Origin of the sequence: Brevundimonas sp. AAP58, assembly GCF_001295975.1 — a bacterium.
In the GTDB taxonomy this organism is placed as follows: domain Bacteria; phylum Pseudomonadota; class Alphaproteobacteria; order Caulobacterales; family Caulobacteraceae; genus Brevundimonas.
This window is the reverse complement of the sequence record NZ_LJHU01000002.1, coordinates 1-22,651: the sequence shown is the minus strand read 5'-3', so window position 1 is coordinate 22,651 and position 22,651 is coordinate 1. Positions and strand designations below refer to the sequence as shown.

At 68.0% G+C, this 22,651-nt stretch carries 23 protein-coding genes; 18 read left to right on the top strand and 5 right to left on the bottom strand.

From position 1 onward, the window contains the following. Positions 1–16 precede the first annotated feature (16 nt). The 7 genes from IP78_RS00150 to IP78_RS00120 all read left to right on the top strand — a co-directional run bounded on the left by IP78_RS00150 (position 17) and on the right by IP78_RS00120 (position 7,634). Positions 17–691: a 4-carboxy-4-hydroxy-2-oxoadipate aldolase/oxaloacetate decarboxylase gene (locus IP78_RS00150; RefSeq protein WP_054109689.1), complete on the top strand. Its 675-nt coding sequence runs from the start codon at positions 17–19 to the stop codon at positions 689–691. Further along, a complete protein-coding gene (locus IP78_RS00145; RefSeq protein ID WP_054109688.1) occupies positions 684–1,739 on the top strand; it encodes a 4-oxalomesaconate tautomerase in 1,056 nt (351 codons plus the stop codon). Before IP78_RS00150 ends, IP78_RS00145 begins: the two co-directional genes overlap by 8 nt. Next, positions 1,736–2,623, top strand: coding sequence for an amidohydrolase family protein (locus tag IP78_RS00140; RefSeq protein WP_054109687.1), 888 nt, complete (start codon positions 1,736–1,738; stop codon positions 2,621–2,623). The genes IP78_RS00145 and IP78_RS00140 overlap by 4 nt, the downstream gene beginning before the upstream one ends. Continuing rightward, a complete protein-coding gene (locus IP78_RS00135) occupies positions 2,614–3,747 on the top strand; it encodes a cobalamin-independent methionine synthase II family protein (protein WP_197272340.1) in 1,134 nt (377 codons plus the stop codon). The genes IP78_RS00140 and IP78_RS00135 overlap by 10 nt, the downstream gene beginning before the upstream one ends. A gap of 165 nt (positions 3,748–3,912) precedes the next feature. Beyond that, on the top strand, positions 3,913–6,336 hold the full coding sequence (locus IP78_RS00130; protein WP_054109686.1) for a TonB-dependent receptor: 2,424 nt from the start codon (positions 3,913–3,915) through the stop codon (positions 6,334–6,336). A 55-nt stretch (positions 6,337–6,391) separates the two neighbouring features. Continuing rightward, positions 6,392–6,796, top strand: a complete 405-nt coding sequence (locus IP78_RS00125) for a nuclear transport factor 2 family protein (RefSeq protein ID WP_054109685.1) — start codon at positions 6,392–6,394, stop codon at positions 6,794–6,796. Between the two features lie 61 nt (positions 6,797–6,857). Beyond that, a complete protein-coding gene (locus IP78_RS00120; RefSeq protein ID WP_054109684.1) occupies positions 6,858–7,634 on the top strand; it encodes an IclR family transcriptional regulator in 777 nt (258 codons plus the stop codon). Positions 7,635–7,652: 18 nt separating this feature from the next. Here the strand turns inward: IP78_RS00120 and IP78_RS00115 are convergent, their stop codons facing one another. Then, positions 7,653–9,050 (bottom strand): aminomethyltransferase family protein, encoded by a 1,398-nt coding sequence (locus tag IP78_RS00115; protein WP_054109683.1) that lies wholly within the window; start codon positions 9,048–9,050, stop codon positions 7,653–7,655. 25 nt (positions 9,051–9,075) lie between these two features. Then, on the bottom strand, positions 9,076–9,813 hold the full coding sequence (locus tag IP78_RS00110) for an alpha/beta fold hydrolase (RefSeq protein ID WP_054109682.1): 738 nt from the start codon (positions 9,811–9,813) through the stop codon (positions 9,076–9,078). A 116-nt stretch (positions 9,814–9,929) separates the two neighbouring features. Between IP78_RS00110 and IP78_RS00105 the strand changes: the two genes are divergently transcribed. The 3 genes from IP78_RS00105 (at position 9,930) to IP78_RS00095 (ending at position 13,130) form a co-directional block, all read left to right on the top strand. Next, positions 9,930–10,811 (top strand): methylenetetrahydrofolate reductase, encoded by an 882-nt coding sequence (locus IP78_RS00105; RefSeq protein ID WP_054109681.1) that lies wholly within the window; start codon positions 9,930–9,932, stop codon positions 10,809–10,811. A gap of 24 nt (positions 10,812–10,835) precedes the next feature. After that, a complete protein-coding gene (gene purU, locus IP78_RS00100) occupies positions 10,836–11,696 on the top strand; it encodes a formyltetrahydrofolate deformylase (RefSeq protein ID WP_054109680.1) in 861 nt (286 codons plus the stop codon). 114 nt (positions 11,697–11,810) lie between these two features. Then, on the top strand, positions 11,811–13,130 hold the full coding sequence (locus IP78_RS00095) for an MFS transporter (RefSeq protein WP_054109679.1): 1,320 nt from the start codon (positions 11,811–11,813) through the stop codon (positions 13,128–13,130). A 120-nt stretch (positions 13,131–13,250) separates the two neighbouring features. On the opposite strand, the gene IP78_RS00090 is transcribed toward IP78_RS00095, so the two are convergent. Both IP78_RS00090 and IP78_RS00085 read right to left on the bottom strand, forming a co-directional pair. After that, positions 13,251–13,622, bottom strand: a complete 372-nt coding sequence (locus IP78_RS00090) for a hypothetical protein (RefSeq protein ID WP_231680821.1) — start codon at positions 13,620–13,622, stop codon at positions 13,251–13,253. A 57-nt stretch (positions 13,623–13,679) separates the two neighbouring features. After that, the gene (locus IP78_RS00085) at positions 13,680–15,206 is read right to left on the bottom strand and encodes a UbiD family decarboxylase (RefSeq protein ID WP_054109701.1); all 1,527 of its coding nucleotides are present in this window, start codon (positions 15,204–15,206) and stop codon (positions 13,680–13,682) included. Positions 15,207–15,288: 82 nt separating this feature from the next. Here IP78_RS00085 and IP78_RS00080 point away from each other — a divergent pair, with 82 nt between their 5' ends. The 5 genes from IP78_RS00080 to IP78_RS00060 all read left to right on the top strand — a co-directional run bounded on the left by IP78_RS00080 (position 15,289) and on the right by IP78_RS00060 (position 18,215). Then, complete coding sequence (locus IP78_RS00080; RefSeq protein ID WP_054109677.1) at positions 15,289–16,635, top strand: TldD/PmbA family protein; 1,347 nt, start codon at positions 15,289–15,291, stop codon at positions 16,633–16,635. After that, positions 16,632–17,426: a 3'(2'),5'-bisphosphate nucleotidase CysQ gene (locus IP78_RS00075; RefSeq protein WP_054109676.1), complete on the top strand. Its 795-nt coding sequence runs from the start codon at positions 16,632–16,634 to the stop codon at positions 17,424–17,426. The genes IP78_RS00080 and IP78_RS00075 overlap by 4 nt, the downstream gene beginning before the upstream one ends. Positions 17,427–17,451: 25 nt before the next feature. After that, positions 17,452–17,697 (top strand): DUF4170 domain-containing protein, encoded by a 246-nt coding sequence (locus tag IP78_RS00070; RefSeq protein WP_054109675.1) that lies wholly within the window; start codon positions 17,452–17,454, stop codon positions 17,695–17,697. 93 nt (positions 17,698–17,790) lie between these two features. Continuing rightward, the gene (locus tag IP78_RS00065) at positions 17,791–18,015 is read left to right on the top strand and encodes a hypothetical protein (protein WP_054109674.1); all 225 of its coding nucleotides are present in this window, start codon (positions 17,791–17,793) and stop codon (positions 18,013–18,015) included. After that, the gene (locus IP78_RS00060; protein WP_054109673.1) at positions 18,012–18,215 is read left to right on the top strand and encodes a hypothetical protein; all 204 of its coding nucleotides are present in this window, start codon (positions 18,012–18,014) and stop codon (positions 18,213–18,215) included. The genes IP78_RS00065 and IP78_RS00060 overlap by 4 nt, the downstream gene beginning before the upstream one ends. A 3-nt stretch (positions 18,216–18,218) precedes the next feature. On the opposite strand, the gene IP78_RS00055 is transcribed toward IP78_RS00060, so the two are convergent. Beyond that, the gene (locus tag IP78_RS00055; protein WP_054109672.1) at positions 18,219–18,887 is read right to left on the bottom strand and encodes a beta-lactamase hydrolase domain-containing protein; all 669 of its coding nucleotides are present in this window, start codon (positions 18,885–18,887) and stop codon (positions 18,219–18,221) included. A gap of 98 nt (positions 18,888–18,985) precedes the next feature. Here IP78_RS00055 and IP78_RS00050 point away from each other — a divergent pair, with 98 nt between their 5' ends. The 3 genes from IP78_RS00050 to IP78_RS00040 all read left to right on the top strand — a co-directional run. After that, entirely contained in the window at positions 18,986–20,818 is a 1,833-nt protein-coding gene (locus IP78_RS00050) for an ABC transporter ATP-binding protein (RefSeq protein WP_054109671.1), read from the top strand. Between the two features lies 1 nt (position 20,819). Further along, complete coding sequence (locus tag IP78_RS00045; RefSeq protein WP_054109670.1) at positions 20,820–21,506, top strand: lysophospholipid acyltransferase family protein; 687 nt, start codon at positions 20,820–20,822, stop codon at positions 21,504–21,506. After that, positions 21,503–22,651, top strand: a 1,149-nt coding sequence (locus IP78_RS00040; RefSeq protein ID WP_054109669.1) for a 3-deoxy-D-manno-octulosonic acid transferase, incomplete at its 3' end; no start/stop codon positions are given. The genes IP78_RS00045 and IP78_RS00040, both read left to right, overlap by 4 nt.

Genomic DNA, 22,651 nt, shown 5'->3' with positions numbered 1-22,651 from the left:
CGAAAGGGAGGCATCAATGGCGGGTCGGGTTGTGACCAAGGTCGCGCGCGCGGACGCCGCCGTGATCGACGGCCTCGCCCGGCTGGGCGTCGCCACGGTGCACGAGGCGCAAGGGCGCATCGGCCTGCTCGCCCCCCACATGCGGCCCATCTATCCCGGCGCGCGGATCGCCGGATCGGCCGTGACCATCTCGGCCCCGCCCGGCGACAACTGGATGCTGCATGTCGCCATCGAGCAACTGCAAGCTGGCGACATCCTGGTGCTGGCGCCCACCTCGCCCTGTTCGGACGGCTACTTCGGCGATCTGCTGGCGACGTCGGCGCAGGCGCGGGGGTGCCGGGGGCTGGTGATCGACGCGGGCGTGCGCGACGTGCGCGACCTGACCGAGATGGGCTTTCCGGTCTGGTCGAAGGCCGTGTTCGCGCAGGGGACGGTCAAGGCGACGCTGGGCGACGTGAATGTGCCCATCGTCTGCGCCGGGGCGGCGATCGAGGCCGGCGACGTCATCGTGGCCGACGACGACGGCGTCTGCGTGGTCCGCCGCACGGACGCGGCCTCGGTGCTGGAGAAAGGGCTGGCGCGGGAGGCCAATGAGGCGTCCAAGCGCGAGCGGCTGGCGGCCGGCGAGCTCGGCCTCGACATCTACGACATGCGCGGAAAGCTGGAGGCGATGGGCCTGCGCTATGAGTGAGGGCGTCCGCTGCCTGTGGATGCGCGGCGGCACCTCCAAGGGGGCCTTCTTTCTCGCCGAGGACCTGCCCGCCGACACCGCCGCGCGCGACGCCTTTCTGCTGCGCGTCATGGGCTCGCCCGATCCGCGCCAGATCGACGGCATGGGCGGCGCCGACCCCCTGACGTCCAAGGTCGCGATGGTGTCGCGCTCGGCTCGCGAAGGCGCTGACGTAGACTATCTGTTCCTTCAGGTCTTCGTGGATCAGGCCATCGTCACCGATGCCCAGAACTGCGGGAACATGCTGGCGGGCGTCGGACCCTTCGCCATCGAGCGCGGGCTGGTCCAGGCAAACGATAGCGAGACGCCGGTCTCCATCTTCATGGTCAACACAGGCCAGACGGCGGTCGCCATGGTGGCCACGCCGGGGGGACGCGTCACCTATGAGGGCTCGGCAAGGATCGACGGCGTGCCGGGAACGGCCGCGCCTGTACCTCTGGAGTTCCGCGACACTGCCGGATCGTCTTGCGGCGCGCTGCTCCCCACCGGAAACGCGGTCGATGTCATCGACGGCGTGGCCTGCACCCTGATCGACAACGGCATGCCCTGCATCGTCATGCGCGCCGACGCGGTCGGGGCCACGGGCTACGAGGACCGCGAGACGCTGGACGCCGCAGACGCCGTCAAGGCCAGGATCGAGGCCATCCGCCTCAAGGCCGGGCCGATGATGAACCTCGGCGATGTGGCCGACCTTTCGGTGCCGAAGATGATGCTGGTCGCCCCGCCCCGGAACGGCGGCGCGGTCACGGTCCGCAGCTTCATCCCCAAGCGGGCGCATGCCAGCGTCGGCGTCCTGGGCGCGGTCAGCGTCGCGACGGCCTGCCTGTTGAAAGGCTCGCCGGCTGCCGAAGTGGCCGAGGTTCCCGACGGCCGCCGCAAGACCCTGTCGGTCGAGCATCCCACCGGCGAGATGACCTGCGTCCTGGAGACGGACGACGCGGGCGCGGTCGTCTCTGCCGCCCTGCTCCGTACGGCGCGCAAACTCATGGACGGAGTGGTCTTCGGATGAGCACGGACGCCCAAGGCCGGGTCCGCAGCTGGACGCTGGAACCCTCGGTCCCGAGGTTCAGCCCGCCGCCCGGCGCGGTGGACGCCCACTGCCACGTCTTCGGCCCCGCCGACCGCTTTCCCTTCAGCCCCAAGGCCAAGTACCACCCGCAGGATGCCGGACCGGACGCCCTGTTCGCGCTGCGCGACCATCTGGGCCTGACCCGCAACGTCATCGTCCAGGCCAGCTGCCACGGAACGGACAATGCGGCCACGCTGAACGCCATCGCCGCCTCGAACGGCCTGGCGCGCGGCGTGGCCGTGGTCGATCCCGCGATCTCGGACGAAGATCTTCAAGCGCTCCACGACGGCGGCATCCGGGGCGTGCGATTCAACTTCCTGAAGCGGCTGGTCGACGACGCGCCGAAGGACAGGTTCCTGGAGGTGGCTGGCCGGCTGCCCGCCGGGTGGCATGTCGTCGTCTACTTCGAGGCCGACATCCTGCACGAGCTTCGCCCCTTCCTCGACGCCCTGCCCGTCCCGGTCGTCGTCGATCACATGGGCCGCCCGGACGTGAGCCTGGGACCGGACGGCCCCGACATGCGCGCCTTCCGCGCCCTGCTCGACAGCAGGCCGGATACTCACTTCAAGGCCACCTGCCCCGACCGCCTGTCCGAAGCACCACCCTGGGACGACTTCGCCGAGGCCGTCCGGCCGTTGGTAGAGGCCTATCCCGACCGCTGCCTGTGGGGCACCGACTGGCCTCATCCGAACATGGAAAGCCGCATCCCCGACGACGGGGCCCTGGTCGACATGATTCCCCGCATCGCACCGACGCCGGAGCTTCAACGCAAGCTCCTGATCGACAACCCCATGCGCCTGTACTGGAGCGAAGAATGGCTGTGAGCATCGCCACCACCCACGTCGGCAGCCTGCCGCGCGGCCCCGAGCTGACGCCGCTGCTGCTGGCCCGCGACCACGGCGAGCCCTACGACGCCGAGGCCTTCGACCGCGTGGTCCAGCAAGCCGTGGACGAGGCAGTGAAGAAGCAGGTCGAGGCCGGCGTCACGGTCATCAGCGACGGCGAGCTCGGGAAGGTCGGCTATTCGACCTACATCATCGAACGCCTGTCCGGCTTCGGCGGCCATAGCCCCAGGAAGCCCGCGCTCGACCTCGCGCCCCTGCCGGAGTTCCGCGAGAAGCTAGCCGGCATCATGGGCGCCCAGGAGTTCACCCGCGCCTCGTGCATCGGCGAGGTCAGGCTGGTGAACCTTCAGCCGCTGCACGACGACATCCGGCGGTTCCGCTCGGCGCTGGATCAGCACGGCCAGGGTGTCCGCGCCTTCATGAACGCCGCCTCGCCCGGCCTGATCACGGCATTCCAGCCCAACGCCTTCTATCCGAGCCACGAGGCCTATCTGGCCGACCTGTCGGACGCCATGCGGCCGGAATACGAGGCGATTGCAGACGCGGGCTTCGAGCTGCAGCTGGACTGTCCCGACCTCGCGATGTCGCGCCACACCGGCTACCAGGACATGGACGAGGCGGGCTTCCTGAAGACCATAGAGGTCAACGTCGAGGCCCTGAACGCCGCGACCGCCAACATCGCGCCTGAGCAGATGCGGATGCACATCTGCTGGGGGAACTACGAAGGCCCCCACGACCACGACATCCCGCTGGAGCGGATCCTGTCGATCATTCTGAAGGCCCGGCCCTCGACAATCCTGTTCGAGGCCGCCAACCCCCGGCACGAGCACGAGTGGATCGTCTGGCGCGACGCGAACCTGCCCGACGACAAGATCCTGGCGCCTGGCCTGATCGACACCTGCTCCAACTATCTGGAGCACCCCGAGTTGATCGCCCAGCGGATCGAGCGATTCGCCGGGATCGTTGGTCCGGAGCGCGTGATCGCCAGCACCGACTGCGGTTTCGGGACCTTCGCTGGCTACGGCAAAATCGATCCCGCCGTGACCTGGATGAAGCTCGCCGCCCTGCGTGAAGGCGCAGATAGGGCTGCGGCAAGGCTGTAGCTTGCCAGCGGCCGCACGCTGGTATACTTCACGTCTCTGAACTTTTCACATATAAGAAAAGTCAGGCAGGCGACTGGGTCCGGACATGGAGGTCCGGCGGGTTCGAGTAGCAGCCCGAAGAGGCTGGGCCACCGTCAACGAAAAACGACCACCGGGAGGAAACCAATGAAGATCGCATTCGGCGCGCTCGCCGTTCTGCTGGCCTCGACCAGCGCCTACGCCCAGACCGGGGCCCCTGCTCAGCAACAAGAGGCTGCCACCGTCGATGACATCATCGTCACCGCGTCTCGCCGCGAGCAGTCGCTGCAGGACGTGTCCATTGCTGTGACCGCGCTGGGCGAGGAGCGGCTGAATAACGCCCAGGTGAACAACCTGTCGGACCTGCAGACCATCGTGCCGTCAGTCAACTTCGGCAATGACTTCAACCAGGCCAAGATCTTCATCCGCGGCGTCGGCGCCAACACCTCCACGACCGGCTCGTCGACCGGTGTCGCCCTGCACGTTGACGGTGCCTACGTCGCCCGCGCCGAGGCCCAGCTGACCTCCCTGTTCGACGTGGAGCGGGTCGAGGTCCTGCGCGGACCCCAGGGCACGCTGTACGGCCGGAACGCCGTAGGCGGCTCGGTCAACGTCATCACCGCCAAGCCGTCAGACGTGTTCGAAGGTTATGGCCGTCTGACGATCGGCAACTACAACACCCTGATCACCGAGGTCGCCGTGGGTGGCCCGGTCACGGACACCATCCAGTTCCGCATCGCCGGCAAGACCGAGGGCCGCGATGGCTTCGGCGAAAACCCCTTCACCGGTGCTGATGTCGACGACCTGAACCGGCGCATGGTCCGGGGCCAGCTGAACTTCGACTTTACCCCGGACGTCAGCCTGCTGCTGTCGGGCGAATACTTCCGCCAGGACGACAGCTCCGGCGCCATCCACTACCTGCGCGCCAGCTTCCCCGGCATCGCCCGTCTTCCGGCGCTCGGCGTCGGCGGCTATGCGACCGACCCGCGCGACCTGGCCAGCGAGGTCCAGCCGGGCACCGACACGGAGTCGTTCGCCCTCACCTCGACGTTCCGGGCGAACATCAACGAGAATCTGTCGTTCACGAACATCACCAACTTCCGCAGCTTCGAAACCTCCCTGTTCCAGGACCTGGACTTGTCGGCGGTTCAGAGCGCCTTCACGATCAACGGGGTCAACTCGACGGTCCAGGAGCGCCGCATCGACAGCGAGCAGTTCTCCACCGAGCTGCAGCTGAACTACGATACCGACTTCGTGAACCTGGTGCTCGGCGGCTACTACTTCGAGGAGCAGCAGAACCCGATCGACAACGTCGGTTTCGGCCGCGCCACCGGCCTGCCCGGCACCCCGACCATACTGGCCCGCGACAACGTCCCGCTGGCCACGGCCTATGAGTTCTGCGGATACGGACCGGGCAACACGACTGGCGGATCGGCCATCCAGACGCCCAAGCGCGTCTGCGTCAGCTCTGACCTTCAGACTGAGGCGACTGCCCTGTTTGGTCAGGCGACCTTTGACCTTGGCATGCTGTCGGAACAGCTCCAGGGCTTCAGCATCAAGATCGGTGGCCGCTACAGCCACGAAACGGTGACGACCGACAACGCGGGCTACATCATCCGCTATTCGCCGACCGCGCCGAACCAGGCCCTGCCGACGCTTTACACACCGCGCGGCGCGACCCTGACCGAGCGCACCTTCGAGGACTTCACGCCCGAGATCGGCATCCAGTGGGAGGTCAACCCCGACCTGCTGCTCTACTACACCTACTCGGAAGGCTTCAAAGCCGGCTCGGGCGAGAACGCCTATGCGTCGCGCACCATCGTGGACCCCGAGGAAATCTCCAACCACGAGATCGGCGTGAAAGCCACTCTGATGGACAACCGCCTGACGCTCAACATGGCGGCCTACGCCTACGAGCTGGACGGCCTGCAGCTGAACAAGACCATCACGGGCGGCCCGGCGGGCTTCACCACCATCTTCCAGAACGCCGCGCGAACCTCGGCCAATGGCTTCGAAGCTGACTTCTTCGCTGCCCCGACCGACACGGTCCGCCTGTCCGGCGGCCTGTCCTGGACCGACGCGGCCTTCGACGACTACATCACCGTCGATCCCCTGGATCCGCGCAACGTCGCCGGCGGCACGCCCTACAATCCGATCACCAACCCCGATCCGACCGCCTTTGGCGCGCCGGGCGGTGGCAATCTGCAGCTCGCGGGCAACCGCGTCCGCAACACGCCGGAATGGGCCTGGAACCTGCACGGCGAGGTCGACCTGCCGTTCGTCATGCCGATGGACGGCATGCTGACCCTGATGGGGGACGTCTCCTACAAGAGCCAGACTTTCTTCTCGGAGTTCGAGCGCGATATCGAAAGCTCGGAGGCCTACACCATGGTCGACGCCTCTCTCGTCTATGAGAGCGGCGATGGCTCGGTCACGGCCCAGCTCTGGGCCAAGAACATCGGCGACGAGGAAGTGCGGGCCTCGACCTTTGCGGTCTCGACCGGCCGTCTGATCGGGGTGACCTACCTGCCGCCGCGGACCTACGGATTCACCATCGGCTATCGCTTCTGATGCCCAGGGCCCGGGGCGGTTCGCCGTCCCGGGCCACATCGTTTCGGGGGTCCCATTGACCGATGCCGAACGCTTCCAGATCGAATGGGCCTGCGCCCGCCTGATCAATCTTTATGCGACGCACAACGATCAGTCCCGCTGGGAGGAGGTCGTCGCGCTGTACGCCCCCGACGGTCTGATGACCCGACCGACCGCGCCGGACCAGCCCATCGTCGGGCGCGAGGCTCTGCTGGCCGCCTTCAGGGCCCGACCGCCCCGAACGACCCAGCACGTTTGCGCGAACATCGTCGTGACTGTGGAGGGTCCCGATACGGCCTCAGCGACCAGCGCGATGCTGCTGTTCACTGGCGCGGACGCCCCACCACTAGTTGGCCGGTACTACGATCGCTTCGTGCGCTTCGACGGTCGATGGCTGTTCTCGGAACGGAGAGGGGCGCTGAGCTTTCAGTCCTCGACCTGACCCATGACCGCCCAGTCCCCTTGCCAGTCCGCCGCAGACGCCGCATGGGAGGCCTGACGCCATGACCGACGCCGCGCCCACATCGACCGTCAAATCCGCCATGCGGACGCTCGACATCCTCGAGTTGCTGGTTGCTCAGGGTCGGCCGCTGGCGGCGCACGAGATCGCCACCGCCCTCGTCATCCCGGTGAGTAGCCTGTCCTACCTGCTGACGACCCTGGCGGAGCGCGGCTATGTCGAGAAGCTGGGGCGCCGCTATGGCCCCGGCGCGGGCCTCGCGCGACTTCAGCCCGGACGTTCGGCGGATGATGTCATCGCTCGTGCGGGACCCATCATCCGATCGCTGCGCCTGCGTCTAAACGAGACCGTTGGCTTCTTCGTGCCCAAGGGCCATGAGGTCGAGGCCGCCGTCAGCGAGATCGGCACCCAAGCCTTGCGCTATTCACTGGAAGTCGGACGCCGCGCGCCGATGCACGCTTTCGCCGCCGGCAAGGCGATTCTGGCGACCTATTCCGAGGACGAACTGGCGGAGTATCTGGCCACCTCGCAGCGCGAGGCTTTCACACGCCACACCCTGACGACCGAGGCCGAGCTGCGGCAGGAGATCGAGACCATACGAAGGAACGGCTGGGCCCGCACGCGCGAGGAGCACACGGCGGGCATCCAGGGCATCGCTCGGGTCGTCATGGCGGGCGGTCGAGCGTCGGGGGCCATCAGCATCGCCGTGCCCCTGCCCCGCGTCACGCCGGCGTTCGAAGCCCAGGCGATCGAGGCGTTGAAGAACGCTGTCGACCTGCTGGAACATCCCGACGACGCAGAGCGGAAGCCGGCGGCCTGAGCCGCCGGCCCGGCGCGATCAGGCGACCTTGCGGTTGCGCCAGCTGTCGGCATAGGCGTCCCGCGCCACTTCCGAATAGGGCACGGGGCTGACCGTCGCGCGGATCTCGGCCTGGACGTGGCGCTCGACCGTCGGCTTCCTCGACCCACCGTTCTCCTCGCCCCACAGCAGAGTGACCTGCGTGCCCGGCTTGGCGTGCTCGGCGTCCAGCATGGCCAGCGTCAAGCCGCGGCCCTCGTTGGCGCTGTAGCCGACCCACGTCGACAGGCCGACGTCCTTGCCGCCCGCGCCCAGCACCCGATCGAACTGGTGCATGGTGTAGACCGCCGAGGGGAACTCGAAGAACTTCGCCCGGTCGCCTTTCTGGAAGTAGGAGCTCATGATCCGCACCAGGTCCTCGCTGTCGAGCGCGAGGGTGACCTTCTGGCGGTGCGGCCCGGCCTGCTTCTTCTCCAGCGCCTCCTTGCCGATGAAGTCGTGGTCGAACTTGACGAAGGGGCCGTACCCCAGGTCCCACGGCGTCAGGTAGTAATCCTCGATGTTCTCCGAGTAGAAGCTGCCGCCCAGGGACGCCTTGCCCTCATAGCTCGTGGCCGGCAGCCACTCGCGGTAGGGCCGCATGGCTTCGCCGGTGTAGACGGCCGGCAGCGGCGACGGGATCCAGCCTGACTCCAGGGTGTTGGACGAATAGGTCCGGCCACCCACCAGCTTCAGGCCGAAGTCAGCCCCGGCGGCCACCAGGGCACCATGGACCTCTTCACGCTCTTCCCACGGTCCAAACAGCTCGAAGCCCGGCTGACCCGCCATGCCGTGGCGCAGCGCCCGCACCTGACGGCCGGCGATGGTCAGGGTCGTCATGTGGAAGAACTTCAGTTCCGGCGGAGTGTGACCTAGCGCCTTCTCCATCAGCTTCATCGCGTTCGGACCCTGGATCTGGTACCGGTACGACTTGCGGTTCTGGGGATCGGGGCGCACGGCGGTGCGCTCGTCGCGGGCGACGCGCACGTCCCAGCCGCCGGTCGCGGCGTGGTACTCGACCCATTCGATGGTCGGGGCGCGGCCCACCATGTTGAAGGTGTTCTCGGCCAGATAGAACAGGATCACGTCGCCGATGACGTAGCCGTCATGGCTGACCGGCACGAACTGCTTGGCGCGGTCGGGCACGAAGCCCTTGAAGCTGTTGATGCCCAGGCTGTTCAGCATGGCGAAGGCATCGGGGCCTTCCACCAGCAGGTCCACCATGTGGTAGCTCTGGTTGAACAGGACGCAGGTCTGCTGCCAGGCGATCTGCTCGTCGCGCCAGTTGCTGTATTCGGCCGGCACGCCCGGATAGGCGTTGGGTCCCGCCTGCTGATTGCGCAGGAAGTCGGGGATGTTGCTGACGCCGTTCAGGACGTCCTGCAGGCTCTGGGTCATGGGGTCTCCTCCTTGAGTTTCTTGTTCAGGCGACGTGTCGGACGGGAAGCGAGGCGGGCTCGGCCGCCAACCACTCGGCCATAGCGGCGACGAAGCCGGCGGGTGCCTCGGCGGGCAGCATGTGGCCCGCGCCTTCGATGATCTTCAATGTCGCGCCCGGGATGGCCGCGGCGATAGCCCGGTGCTGGTCCGGCGGGCTCCACTGGTCCTCGGACCCGACCAGCACGAGCGTCGGACAGCCGATTGTGGGCAGCAGCCGCTCCACCTCAGGCCGATGGAGCAGGGCCTTGATCTGGTGCGCGAAGGTCTCGACGCCCGCCTGAACGCACATGGTCCTCAGCGACAGGATCAGCGCCTCGTCAGAGCGACGATGCGCAGCCACCATCGGCGGCAGCCAGCGGTCGACCAAAGCCTCCGCGCCCTGGGCGAGACCGATGTCCAGCAAGGCATGGCGCGCGTTCGCCTCGCCAGGCCGGGTCAAGTGCACTCCAGTCGACACCAGCGCCAGGCGCTCCACGCGATGCGGATGCCGCCGCACGATCTCCAGTGCAACCCGCGCGCCCATGGAATGACCCAGCAGCGACACGCGCTCCGGCGCGCCTTCCAGCGCTCGCTCGGCCATGTCGGTCAAGGTGTCGGCGTCCCCATAGCCCATCGGGGCGATCGCCGGCCGCGTCAGGGACAGGGTTTCCGACGGCCAGGTGCGCGCGTCACACAGCAGGCCGGGCAGAAGCAGAAGCGGCGCGGCCGACGATCCAGACATCTCTCCTCCCGTCGCTCTTTTGCTTCACATACCTGAACTCTTCATCTATACGAATAAACAGACGCCCGCTAGAGGCTGTCGCAGGGGTCGTCGCAGGGCGGCCGACGGGAGGCCCAATGCTGGACGTCACCGGACCAGACACCACCACCGGCCCGCGCCTCGCTGCGCTCCTCCAGTCGTTCTCGCTCGAGATGACGGCCAAGGACGTTCCGGCGCTGGAAGAGGCGGCTGGTGTCATTCCCCAGGGTACGCGCATCGCCATCGCCTTCCTGCCCGGCGAGACCTTCGAGCAGCGCCTGCACGCAGCCGTTCGCGTCCACTCGCTGGGCTTCGACCCGGCCCCGCACCTCTCGGCAAGGCGCATCGCGTCGGAGTCTGAACTGCGGACGTTTCTGGAACAGCTCGCCGCCCAGGCCGCGATCCGGCGCCTCTTCGTCGTGGCGGGCGATCCGCCTGAGCCGCTCGGTCCGTACTTCGACGCCCTCTCGCTGATCCGGTCCGGAATGCTGGCCGACCTGGGTCTGGAGAGCGTCGGCGTCTCCGGCTATCCGGAGGGCCACCCCGATATCGGCGAGCCCGCCCTTTGGGGGGCCATGTTTGACAAGCGTGACGCGCTTGCCGAGCTCGGCATCTCCATGACCATCCTGACCCAGTTCGGGTTCGACCCCGACGCCATCGTCCATTGGGTCGGCAAGGTCCGTGACCACGGCGTGGACGCCCTGATCCGCATCGGCGTGCCGGGTCCGGCCGGGATCAAGACCCTGATGCGGTTCGCCGCCCGCTGTGGTGTCGGCACGTCGGCCAGGGTCATGAGCCGCTATGGCCTGTCGATCACCAACCTGATCGGATCAGCCGGGCCCGACCGCCTGGTCCACGACCTGGCCGGACAGTTGGACCTGGAGCGCCATGGTCCCCTTAGCCTGCACTTCTATCCCTTTGGTGGGATCGCCAAGACCGCCCAGTGGGTCAGCGATTTCCGCGTCGCCCACGCCGCCTGATCCCTTTCGGAGACCGCGCCCCGCATGTCCGAGATCTGCGTCCTGACCCTGTCCTGCGACGACCAGCCGGGCCTGGTCGCCAAGGTCGCTGGCTTCCTGTTCGAGCACGGTGCCAACATCCTGGAAGCGGGCCAGTTCGACGACCGCGACGAGGGACGCTTCTTCATGCGGGTGCTGTTCGAACTGGCACCGGACGCACCCGACGTCGAGACCTTGCGCCAGGCCTTCGCCCCCATCGCCTTGGCCCACCTCATGACCTGGACGCTGCGCAACACGGCCGAGAAGCGCCGCGTGCTGATGCTGGTGTCGAAGTTCGACCACTGCCTGGGCGACCTGCTGTATCGCGAGCGCACAGGCGAGCTGCCGATGGAGGTGGTCGGCATCGTCTCCAATCACCCGCGCGAGGTGCTGAAGATCTCGCTCATCGGCGATATCCCCTTCCACCACCTGCCGATCACGCCCGACACCAAGCCGCAGCAGGAAGCCGCCATCAAGCGCATCGTCGAGGAGACGGGTGCCGAACTGGTCGTGCTCGCCCGCTACATGCAGGTGCTGTCCGACGACATGGCGGGGTATCTGTCGGGCCGCTGCATCAACATCCACCACAGCTTCCTGCCGGGCTTCAAAGGTGCCAAGCCGTATCATCAGGCGCACAAGCGAGGCGTGAAGATGATCGGCGCGACCGCCCACTACGTCACCTCCGACCTGGATGAAGGCCCGATCATCGCTCAGGACGTCGAGACGATCACCCACGCAGACCGGCCCGACGATCTGGTCCGCAAGGGTCGCGACATCGAGCGCCGCGTGCTGGCCAAGGCGGTCGCCTTCCATCTTCAGGACCGGGTGCTGCTGAACGGCTCCAAGACCGTCGTGTTCAGCGACTGATGGTATCGCGTTTTCCAAGCGACCCGTCGTCAGCGATGTGCATGACGCCATCCACGCATCTGGTATGCGTCCATAAGCGTCCCGCCAGTGGCCGCACAGGGAGAGTTTTCGGTGATGACTGACCCCCGCGCACTTGTCGATCAGGCGCGCATGTCGCGCTTCCAGTGGACCGTGGTCATTCTGATGATCGGTCTCAACGCTCTGGACGGCTTCGACGTGCTGTCCATCAGCTATGCGTCGCCCGGTATTGTGGCCGATTGGGGCATCGACCGCGCAGCGCTCGGAATCGTTCTGTCGATGGAGCTGGTGGGCATGGCCTTCGGCTCGCTGCTGCTCGGTAACGTCGCTGACGCCATCGGGCGGCGAAAGACAATCCTCGGCTGCCTCGTCGTCATGTCAGGCGGCATGTTTGCGGCTGCCACCGCGACCGACATCACCACGCTCTGCATCTATCGCGTCATTACTGGCTTGGGCATCGGCGGCATGCTGGCCTCGATCAATGCCGCCGTGGCGGAAGCCGCGAACGCCAAACGGCGTGCGCTCTGCGTCGTCTTGATGTCGGCGGGCCTCCCGTTCGGCTCGGTGCTAGGCGGCCTCGTTTCAGGCGAACTGCTGAAGGTCTACGAATGGCCCGCCGTCTTCATTCTGGGCGGGCTTGCCACGGCGGCCTTCATTCCGCTGGTTCTCTGGCTCGCCCCGGAGTCGATCGCCTTCGAGATGCACAAGCGGGGTCCCGGCGCGCTGGAGCGGATCAACAAGACCCTTAAGCGCATGGGTCATGCCGCCATCGAGGCCCTGCCAGAAGCCCCCGTCATCAAGCCCAAGGCCGGGTTGCCGCTACTGTTCTCGCCACAGTTCGCGATGCTGGCTGTGCTGCTGGCGGCGTCCTACTTCGCCCACATCATCACCTTCTACTACATCATCAAATGGATCCCGAAGATCGTGGTGGACATGGGTTTCGCAGCCCCGACCGCGGCGGGTGTCTTGGTCTGGGCCAGCATCGGCGGGGCGCTCGGGGCCCTGACCCTGGGACTGCTGACGCTCAAGGCGCGGGTGACGGCTTTGACCATCGCGGCCATGCTGGCCTCGACCGTTGCCGTTATCGGCTTCGGGCTCGGCTGGGAAACACTGAACCAGATCTCTATCGCGGCCGCTGTGGCGGGCTTCTTTACCAACGCACCGATCGTGGGCCTCTATGCGATCGTCGCCCAGTCCTTCCCGACCGAACTCCGCGCTACAGCCACGGGTTTCGTGATTGGTGTGGGCAGAGGCGGCGCAGCATTAGCACCCGTCATCGCCGGCTTCCTGTTCCAGGCAGGCTGGTCACTGTCGACCGTGTCGACCATGCTTGGGCTCGGGGCGACGCTCGCCGCATTGATGCTCTTCCTGGCCAGGGGCGGCATCGGCAGGGCGTCTTCGGCCGGCCCGGCCTGACCCTTGGCATCAAGCGCGTATCGGTGTCGGACTTCGTGCCGTCGTGGTCTGCGGTGCGCTGAGGACTCTGCGTCCTGAGGGCTCTGCGGGTCTCTCAAGAAAGGCCCGCAGAGTTCCGGTTCAGCTCCGGCGGTCGCGCTTGGCCGTCAGGCGTTCGACGACAGCCGTCTCGCGCTCCAGCCGCTCCCGCAGCTCAGGCAACTGGGCCTGCTGCTCGGGGGTTGGAGACTCGGCCGCTTCGATTTCGGCGATCTGATCTTCCAGTTCCCAGACGGCATCCTCGGCCTCAATCAGCCGGTTTTCTTCGCGCGGGGTCAGCGCTGGACGGCGGGGGGCGGCACCTCGTGCGGCACCGCGGCCCACCATCACCTGCGCATCCGCCGGCACAGGCACTGTGAAAACAGGGGTGGCCAAGGCAAGCGAAAGGACAGCTACGGCTACAGACTTCATGGTGAACTCCCGGGGAGGTGGCCCAAAACGATACTTCGACATTACCAATCGGTCACGAAAAATCTTTTTTGCGTCACAATGCCCGCGGGGTCTCCTCGCTCACCTCCAGATGGGGGCCCCATCGCCCGGCAATCCCAGCCGACCCCACATCTCCGACACCCGCTCGACCACGGCCTTGTCCATGCGGATGACCTCGCCCCATTCGCGCTTCGTCTCCGGCGGCCATTTGTCCGTGGCGTCCAGGCCGATCTTGGAACCCAGGCCGCTCTCGGGGGACGCGAAGTCCAGGTAGTCGATCGGGGTGTTATCGATGACGGTGATGTCGCGGGCAGGGTCCATCTTGGTCGAGATGGCCCACATGACGTCCTTCCAGTCGCGGGCGTCGATGTCGTCGTCCACGACGATGACCCACTTGGTGTACATGAACTGGCGCAGGAAGCTCCAGACGCCCAGCATCACCCGCTTGGCGTGGCCGGGATAGGCCTTCTTCATCGACACCACCGCGATGCGGTAGCTGCATCCCTCGGGCGGCAGCCAGAAGTCGACGATCTCCGGAAACTGGGCGCGCAACAGCGGAATGAAGACCTCATTCAGCGCCTCGCCCAGCACGCTAGGCTCGTCCGGCGGGCGGCCGGTGAAGGTGGTCAGATAGACGGGGTCGCGGCGCATGGTGATGGCGCTGACCTGGAAGACCGGGAAGGTCTCGACCGAGTTGTAGTAGCCGGTGTGGTCGCCGTAGGGGCCCTCGGGCGCGTGTTCGTCCAGCAGGACGTGGCCCTCCAGTACGATCTCGGCGCGCGCCGGCACCATCAGCGGCACGGTCTTGCAGGGGACCAGCTCGGCCTTCTGGCCCCGCATCAGGCCTGCGAACTGATACTCCGACAGGGTGTCGGGCACCGGCGTCACAGCCGCCAGGATGGTCCCCGGATCGGCCCCAAGCACGACGGCGCAGGGCAGCGGCCCGGTCTTCTTTTTCTTGTGGCGGGCATAGTGCTGGGCCCCGCCGCGGTGGGCCAGCCAGCGCATGATCGCCCGGTCTTTGCCCAGCACCTGCATGCGATAGATGCCGAGGTTAAAGTCGTCTTCGCGGTCCTCGCTCGGCCCCTTGGTAACCACCAGGCCCCAGGTGATGAGCGGCGCGGGCTCTCCGGGCCAGCAGGTTTGGATGGGCAATGACGTCAGGTCGATCTGGTCGCCCTTCAGCACCACCTCCTGCACCGGCGCGGACTTCACCGTCTTGGGCCGCATGGCCATGACGGTCTGGGCCAGCGGCAACAACTCCATCGCCTCGCCGAAGCCGCGCGGCGGCGTCGGGTTCTTGAGGAAGGCCAGCAGTTCGCCGACCTCGCGCAGCTCCGCCGCCGTGGTCCGCTGCTTCTTCTCCAGCGTCACGCCCATGGCCACGCGCTTGACCGTGCCGAACAGATTGGCCAGCGCCGGGATGGGGCTGATGGACCCGTCGGGCATGACGGGCTTTTCGAACAGGACGGCCGGCCCGCCATTCCGCAACAGCCGCGTCTGGATCTCGGTCATCTCCAGCACGGTCGAGACGGGCTCCGTCACGCGGACCAGCTCGCCCTGCGCCTCCAGCACCGTGATGAACTCGCGAAGGTCTTTGTAAGCCATGGTCGGGTGGTAGAGCCGCCCGGCGTCGCTGGGAAGCCCACGGCGATTGCGGCACAGGCGCGCGTCGGCCATATGCGGCCCCATGTCCGACAGTCCCGCGCCCGCCGACCTTCTGCACGATCTTGTCCGAGACGCCCTGAAAGCCGGAGCCGACGCCGCAGAAGCCGTATCATCGGAGCGCGCATCCCTTTCGGTTGGCGTTCGCAACGGCGCGCTGGAGGACGTCGAGCGCGAGGAGAGCCGCGACCTCGGACTGCGGGTCTTCGTCGGACGGCGTCAGGCGACGGTTTCGGCGTCCGACCTGTCGGAAGCCGCCCGCGCTCGCCTGGTCGAACGCGCCGTCGCCATGGCGCGGCTGGCCCCGGAAGATCCCTACAACGACATCACGCCGCGCGATCAGCTGGCGCAGGGGCCGTTCCGGGAGCTCGACCTGTTCGATCCCAGCGAACAATCCGCCGCCGAGCTGGAAGCTGTGTCCCGCGAGGCCGAGGCCGTGGCGCTGGCCACGCCCGAGGTTGCCCGGTCCGAGGGCGCGGGCGCCGGCTATTCCTCCTCGCGCTGGCGGCTGGTCACGTCGGAGGGCTTCGACGGCCGCTACGAGGCCACCGGCTTCTCGCTGCACGCCAGCGTCATCGCCGAGCGCGACGGGGCCATGGAGCGCGGCGGAGAGGGCCGCACCACGCGCCACCTGTCCGACCTGCCTTCGCCCGAGGCCATCGGCGCCGAGGCCGGACGCAGGGCCGCGGCCCGTTTGGGACCGCGGAAGATCGCCTCCACCACCGCCCCCGTGATCTTCGATCGCAGGATCGCCACCCAGGTGCTGTCGCCCCTGATCGGTGCCATCGCCGGACCGTCGGTGGCGCGCGGTACGTCCTTTCTGATGGGGCGAATGGGCCAGCAGGTGCTGGCCAGGGGCGTCAGCGTCATCGACGACCCGTTCCGCGTGCGCGGCCTGGGCTCCACCCCCTTCGACGACGAAGGCTCGCCGGTCGAAGAGATCGCCATCGTCGAGGACGGTGTGCTACAGACCTGGCTGCTGAACCGTGCGGCCGCCGCCCAGCTGGGCCTGAAGACCACCGGCCATGCCTCGCGGGGCTCCGCCGGGCCGCCCGGCGTCTCGACCCACAACCTGCACCTGACGCCGGGCGATAAGGATCAGGCCGGGCTGATGGCTGACGCTGGGAGCGGATTGGTCGTCACCGGCATGTTCGGACCGTCGCTCAATCCCAACACCGGCGACTGGTCGGCGGGGGTGCACGGCTTCTGGTTCGAGAACGGCGAGATCGCCTATCCGGTCAGCGAGATCACCGTCGCCGGCAAGCTGGCGGAGATGATGCTGCGGCTGGTCCCCGGGTCGGACCTGGAATTCCGGGGCTCGGCCAACAGCCCATCCCTGCTGATCGACGGCGTTGCCATCGCGGGCAAATGAGCGATCTGGACGCCGACCTGGCCCTGATCCGGGAGGCGGCGCTCGCGGCTGGGGCGCTGGCCGAGGCGGAACGGGCGCGCGGGCTCAAGATCACCGCCAAGCCCGGCGGATCGCCGGTCACGAACGCAGACCTCGCCGTCGACGCCATGCTGAAGGACCGCCTTCTGACTGCCCGACCCGACTATGGCTGGCTGTCAGAGGAGACGGCGGACAGCCCGGACCGCCTGTCGCGGCGGCGCATCTTCGTCGTCGATCCCATCGACGGCACCGTCGCCTTCATGAAGGCCCGCCCGTGGTGGTGCGTGCCCATCGCCGTCGTCGAGGACGGCCAGCCCGTCGCCGCCGTGATCCATGTGCCCGCGACGGGCGAGACCTATGAAGCAACGACCAGCGGGGGTGCCCGCCTGAACGGCAAGCCGATCGCTGCCTCCGACGAGACGACCTTGGACGACGCCGCGGTCCTCGCCGACGCCCGACTGATGGAGGGCCCGCACTGGCCCGAGCCGTGGCCGACGATGCGCTACGAGAAGAGAAACGCCCTCGCCTATCGCATGGCGCTGGTGGCCTCCGGAGCCTTCGACGCCGCCATCGCGCTCACGCCCAAATGGGACTGGGACGTCTGCGCCGGGGCCCTGATCGCCGCCGAGGCCGGGGCCAGGGTGTCCGACCACCACGGCCGCTCCTGGCGGTTCAACCAGCCCGATCCGCGACAGGCCAGCCTGGTCTGCTCGGCCCCGGCGCTCCACCCGTTGATCATCCGGCGCACTGCGCCTATCCCGCTGCGCGAGTAAACGCCCCCTCCCCGGACGCTCTTCCATGACCGATGCCCCCAACACCGCCGACCCCCAGCTTCTGCACCTCGTGATCGGGGGCGAGCTGCGCCACCTCGACCAGCCGGTCTTCCGCGACCTGTCCAAGGTCGAGTTCGTCGGCGCCTTCGGCAACTACGCCGAGGCCAAGGCGGCGTGGAAGGCGCGGGCCCAGGCGACAGTGGACAACGCCCACATGCGCTACTTCATCCTGCACGCCCACCGGCTGATCGACCCGCGCGGCGACGCCTGAGCCTGCGAGGGGGCCAATCGTCGCGGCGGGAACCGCCCCGGCGACGTGCGCGCTGTTTCGGTCTAGGTTCCGCCAGAGCACAGGAGCGATCCCATGACCCCGACCCTGATCGTGCTGAGCCTTCTGGCGCTGGGCGTGGCCATCGTCGCCGTCGCTACGCGTCAGACGCCGTCCCGCCCGTATGAACAGCGCAAGGAACAGGACACCGCCTGGGGCGAGCCTCCTACGGCCACTGAACAGGCCGCCGACCCCTTCGCCCATGCGCCCCTGCCCAAGACTGCGACTGAGCCCGCACGCGAGCCGGAGAGGCAGGTATGACCCTGTTCGGAACCACGCTCGACGGCACGCAGATCGCGGCACTGGTCGGGCTTCTGGCGACGCTGGTTATCTGGGTCTTCGCCCTTCGTGACGCCGACGGCTACCGCCGCTGGTTCCGGGGCTGGTCCAGCGAGAAGAAGGCCGAGACGCGCGAGCGCGACGAGCCGCCGTCACGCACCCCGACCGGTCCCTGGGGCTGAGCCCTACTCGCGCCGCAGCAGCTTCTCGGTCAGCAGGGTGCCCCACCAGTTGGCGCGAAAGTCTTTTCGCATGGCCTCGGGGTCATAGGCGTCGCTTTCGACCCACTCCATGAAGCCGACGCCGGTCGGTTCGACCTCCCGGACATAGGTCTCCAGGAAGTGGTCCAGCACTCCGGTCAGGCCCTCGCGGCTGTGCAGATACTTCTTCGATAGCTCCCGCATCGCCTGGGAGATCGGCTCGCCCAGGTGGAAATGGCGATAGAAGACCGCCATCAGACCGGCCCGGTCCGCGCCGGACTTGCAGTGGATCAGCGCCGGGTACTCGATGGTGGCGAACAGGTCGCGCGCGCGGCGCACACGGTCCTTGCCGGGCGGATCGCGGCTGTCGAGCGGAGCGTCGATCATCGTCAGCCCCAGCCGCTCACACGCCGCCTTCTCCAGCCAGTAGTAGCCCTCGTCCCTCTGACCCCGCAGGTTGATGACCGTCTTGATCCCCCGCTTCGCCCAACCTTCAAGCTGTCGCGGCGACGGCTGGTTGGTGCGCACCAGATCCGGCCCCAGCCAGTGGGCGTTCTGAAACGCCAGCCGCAGGAAGGCGTGGTCGTTCCAGAAGTAGTCGCGCTCTGCGGCCTTGCGGCCGGCCTCCGTCGCCATGTCGAACCGGCTGGTCATGGGTAGCGCAGATAGCGAGCCTCGCAGACCGGCGCCACCAGCCATGTTGCGCGCGGACTTCGCTTGACTTGACCGGCGGGGCGTCCGACCTCCGACGGATGAGTTTGATCGTTCCGAACCCGGACGCCCCGCCCGCGCGCTCGCGCGGCCTGCTGGCGCGCGTCTGGCGGGACTACCTGTCCCGGCGCAGGGGCGCGCTGATCCTGTCGCTGATCTGCGCCGCAGTCGCGGGGATCAGCACCGCGACGGTGCTGCAACTGCTTCAGCCCGCGATCGACGGCATGTTCTTGGGCCAGCCGGTCAGGGTGCTGGGTGGCCTGTTCCGCATCCCGCCCGAGGACGCGCTGTGGGGCGTGCCGGCGGTCATCGTGGGCGTCGGCCTGATCTCGACGATCGCGGCGCTCGGCCAGGCGGCGCTGGTCAACCGCATCGGCCACGGCGTGGTCGGCGACATCCAGGTGCGGCTGTTCGGAGCCATGATCCGGGCCGACCTGGCACGGCTGCGCAGCCAGCATTCGGGCGCCTTTGTCTCCTCGGTTCTCTTCGACGCCAATCTGGTGCGCGAAGCCTTCACCAACGGCGTCGTCAACTACACCCAGCACGCCCTGACCCTGGTCGCCGTGCTGGGCTACATGCTGTGGCTGGACTGGCGGATGACGCTGGTCGTCTTCCTGGGCGCGCCCGTCATCGCCTGGATCATCCGCCGCTTCGGCAAGCGGATGAGGAAGGCCACCACGGGGGCCATGGTCGAGACCGAGAACCTGTCGACCGCCCTGATGGAGAACCTGGACGGCGTCCGCCTGATCAAGATCGAGAACCGCGAGGCGGCCGAAGAGGCCCGCGTCGGCGAGGTCGTGTCGCGCCGCCAGAAGCACGTCATCAAGTCGGCGGACAGTCGCGCCTTCGCCGGGCCGTCCTCGAACCTGGTCGCCGTGCTGATCGTCGCGGCCATCATGGCCTATGCGGGTTGGCAGGCGCGGCAGGACCAGCTGACCATCGGCGCCTTCGCCGCCTACGTCGGCCTGCTCATGTCGGCGGGCCAGTCGCTGCGTCAGGTGACCAACCTCCAGACCGTGATGACCGAAGGGATGACGGCGGCGCGTCGGCTGTTCGCGGCGCTGGACATCGCGCCCGAGATCCGCGAGGCGGCCACGCCCCGGCCGTTACCTGCCGGTCCTGTGACGATCGGCTTCGAGGATGTGAGCTTCGCCTATGGAGCCGTCGGGCCGACCCTGTCGGATGTGTCCTTCACCGTCTCGCCGGGCGAAACCGTCGCCTTGGTCGGCCCGTCCGGCGGCGGCAAGTCCACCCTGCTGAGCCTCTTGCCACGCTTCTACGACGTGACCGCCGGGGCCGTGACTCTGAACGGTGTCGACCTGCGCGAGCTCAGCCTGACGGACCTGCGCGACCGCATCGCGCTCGTGACGCAGGAGCCCTTCCTGTTCGACGACACCGTCGCCGCCAACATCGCCTATGGCCGGCCCGGCGCGACGCAGGCGCAGATCGAGGCGGCGGCCAGGGCGGCGGCGGCGCACGACTTCATCACAACGCTTCCCGAAGGTTACGCCACCCGCGCGGGCGAGGCGGGCCTGCGCCTGTCGGGCGGCCAGCGGCAGCGCATCGCCATCGCCCGGGCGTTCCTGAAGGACGCGCCGATCCTGCTGCTGGATGAGGCCACCTCGGCGCTCGACACCGAGAGCGAGGCCCTGGTCCAGGCCGCTCTGGAGCGCCTCATGACAGGCCGATCAACGTTGATGATCGCCCACAGACTGTCCACCGTGCGCCACGCCGACCGCATCCTGGTGCTGGAAGCCGGCCGCATCGTCGAGAGCGGCAGCCACGACGCCCTGGTTCGCAAGGGCGGGCTCTACAGCCGTCTGGCCAAGGCGCAGTCGCTGGACGGGACTCCGTCCGTCGCCTCGGTCGCCTGACGTGAGGCCGCTGAGGAACCCGGTCATCCAAAGCCTGCTGGCGTCGCTGCTGGCCGCCTGGATGCGCTTCTGCTTCGCCACCATTCGCTGGACCTATGAAGGCCGCGAGCATGCCGAGGCGGTCTGGGCGGCCAAGGGCGGGGTCATCTGCGCCTTCTGGCATTCCCGCATCGGCCTGTCGCCCGCCTGCTGGGATTTGACGCGAGCTCAGCCCGCCAAGGCCTTGATATCGCTGAGCGCCGACGGCGAGTTCATCGCCAAGGCCGTGGCCCGCCAGGGCTTCCCCGCCGTGCGCGGCTCTTCCGCCAACAAGGACAAGGCCGATGCGGCCAAGGGCGGATCCCGTGCTCTCAGGGACGGCCTGAAGCAGTTGAAGGTTGGCGCGCTCGCCATCACCCCCGACGGCCCTCGCGGACCGGCTCGGGTCATGGCCGAAGGCATGCCGCTGATGGCCCGGATGTCCGGCGCCCCGGTGCTGTTCATCGGGATGAGCTGCAACCCCGCTATTCGGCTGAACAGCTGGGATCGCGCGCTCCTTCCCCTGCCCTTCGCGCGCGGCGCCATCGTCTACGGTCTGGATTTTTATCCTGATGGCGCCGACCTCGGCGATGTCACCGCCGCCTGGACCGAGCGCCTGACGGCGGTCGAAGCGCGCGCCGACGCGCTGACGGGGCTGGAGCGCATATGAGCCTGGCCCTGACCGCCTACCGGCTGCTGACACGGATGCTGGAGCCTCTGGCTCCGCGTCTGCTCGACGCCCGGGCAAAGCAGGGCAAGGAGGACCCGCGTCGGGTCGACGAACGCCTGGGCGTTGCGGGCGTGGCGCGGCCGGAGGGCGACCTCGTCTGGTTGCACGGCGTCAGCATCGGCGAGACCCTGTCACTGCTGCCGGTGGTCGAACGGTTCAGGAAGAGCCGTCCCGACCTGACCGTGCTGGTCACCTCCGGCACGGTGACCTCGGCCGAGCTGCTGGCCCAGCGCCTGCCGCCGGGCGTGATCCACCAGTACGCCCCGGTCGACGCCCCCGGCGCGGTCGCGGCGTTTCTCGATCACTGGAAACCGGCGCTCGGCGTCTTCGTCGAGAGCGAGCTGTGGCCCAATCTGATCCTGGCGGCCAAGGCACGCGCCATTCCGCTCGCGCTCGTCAGCGCCCGCATCACCGAGAAGACCGCCGACGGCTGGGCGCGCTTTCCCGGCGCGGCGCGGACCGTGGTCCAGGCCTTCGACCGCATCCTGCCTCAGGACATCGTGTCGGCCGACCGCATCCAGGCGCTGGGAGGGCGGATCGATGGGCTGGTCAACCTGAAGCTCTCAGGCGGCCCCCTGCCCCATGATGCCCGCGCCTTCACCGCCCTGTCCGCCGCCATCGGCGACCGGCCCGTAGTCGTCGCCGCCTCGACCCATGAGGGCGAGGAGATCGCCATCGTCCGGGCGCTGGATCACCTGACCGAGCGGCTCTGCCTGATCCTCGTCCCTCGCCACCCCGAGCGCGGGGCCGAGATCGCGACCGCCCTGACCCGCGACGGCTACCGCTTCGCCCTGCGCTCGCGGGGCGCGGCGCCGAACGCCGAGACCGACATCTACGTCGCCGACACCCTGGGCGAGCTCGGCCTGTTCCTGCGGCTAGCGGATGTGGTGGTCATGGGCGGCTCGTTCGGGTCGTTCCTCGGCCGGGAGCCCTGGGGCGGGCACAATCCGCTGGAACCCGCACGACTGGCCAAACCCGCCGTAACCGGCCCGGACGCCGCCAACTGGCGAGAGGTCACCGAGGCCCTGACGGCGGCGGGCGGCCTCGCCGTCGCCGCCTCGCCTGGAGACCTGCCCGCCGTCGTC

What these genes read in the sequence shown, in the direction of transcription:
- IP78_RS00150 (WP_054109689.1), top strand. Translation starts at nt 17, where the DNA reads ATGGCGGGTCGGGTTGTGACCAAGGTCGCGCGCGCGGACGCCGCCGTG.
- IP78_RS00145 (WP_054109688.1), top strand. Translation starts at nt 684, where the DNA reads ATGAGTGAGGGCGTCCGCTGCCTGTGGATGCGCGGCGGCACCTCCAAG.
- IP78_RS00140 (WP_054109687.1), top strand. Translation starts at nt 1,736, where the DNA reads ATGAGCACGGACGCCCAAGGCCGGGTCCGCAGCTGGACGCTGGAACCC.
- IP78_RS00135 (WP_197272340.1), top strand. Translation starts at nt 2,614, where the DNA reads ATGGCTGTGAGCATCGCCACCACCCACGTCGGCAGCCTGCCGCGCGGC.
- IP78_RS00130 (WP_054109686.1), top strand. Translation starts at nt 3,913, where the DNA reads ATGAAGATCGCATTCGGCGCGCTCGCCGTTCTGCTGGCCTCGACCAGC.
- IP78_RS00120 (WP_054109684.1), top strand. Translation starts at nt 6,858, where the DNA reads ATGACCGACGCCGCGCCCACATCGACCGTCAAATCCGCCATGCGGACG.
- IP78_RS00115 (WP_054109683.1), bottom strand. Translation starts at nt 9,050, where the DNA reads ATGACCCAGAGCCTGCAGGACGTCCTGAACGGCGTCAGCAACATCCCC.
- IP78_RS00110 (WP_054109682.1), bottom strand. Translation starts at nt 9,813, where the DNA reads ATGTCTGGATCGTCGGCCGCGCCGCTTCTGCTTCTGCCCGGCCTGCTG.
- IP78_RS00105 (WP_054109681.1), top strand. Translation starts at nt 9,930, where the DNA reads ATGCTGGACGTCACCGGACCAGACACCACCACCGGCCCGCGCCTCGCT.
- purU (WP_054109680.1), top strand. Translation starts at nt 10,836, where the DNA reads ATGTCCGAGATCTGCGTCCTGACCCTGTCCTGCGACGACCAGCCGGGC.
- IP78_RS00095 (WP_054109679.1), top strand. Translation starts at nt 11,811, where the DNA reads ATGACTGACCCCCGCGCACTTGTCGATCAGGCGCGCATGTCGCGCTTC.
- IP78_RS00090 (WP_231680821.1), bottom strand. Translation starts at nt 13,622, where the DNA reads ATGTCGAAGTATCGTTTTGGGCCACCTCCCCGGGAGTTCACCATGAAG.
- IP78_RS00085 (WP_054109701.1), bottom strand. Translation starts at nt 15,206, where the DNA reads ATGGCTTACAAAGACCTTCGCGAGTTCATCACGGTGCTGGAGGCGCAG.
- IP78_RS00080 (WP_054109677.1), top strand. Translation starts at nt 15,289, where the DNA reads ATGTCCGACAGTCCCGCGCCCGCCGACCTTCTGCACGATCTTGTCCGA.
- IP78_RS00075 (WP_054109676.1), top strand. Translation starts at nt 16,632, where the DNA reads ATGAGCGATCTGGACGCCGACCTGGCCCTGATCCGGGAGGCGGCGCTC.
- IP78_RS00070 (WP_054109675.1), top strand. Translation starts at nt 17,452, where the DNA reads ATGACCGATGCCCCCAACACCGCCGACCCCCAGCTTCTGCACCTCGTG.
- IP78_RS00065 (WP_054109674.1), top strand. Translation starts at nt 17,791, where the DNA reads ATGACCCCGACCCTGATCGTGCTGAGCCTTCTGGCGCTGGGCGTGGCC.
- IP78_RS00060 (WP_054109673.1), top strand. Translation starts at nt 18,012, where the DNA reads ATGACCCTGTTCGGAACCACGCTCGACGGCACGCAGATCGCGGCACTG.
- IP78_RS00055 (WP_054109672.1), bottom strand. Translation starts at nt 18,887, where the DNA reads ATGACCAGCCGGTTCGACATGGCGACGGAGGCCGGCCGCAAGGCCGCA.
- IP78_RS00050 (WP_054109671.1), top strand. Translation starts at nt 18,986, where the DNA reads ATGAGTTTGATCGTTCCGAACCCGGACGCCCCGCCCGCGCGCTCGCGC.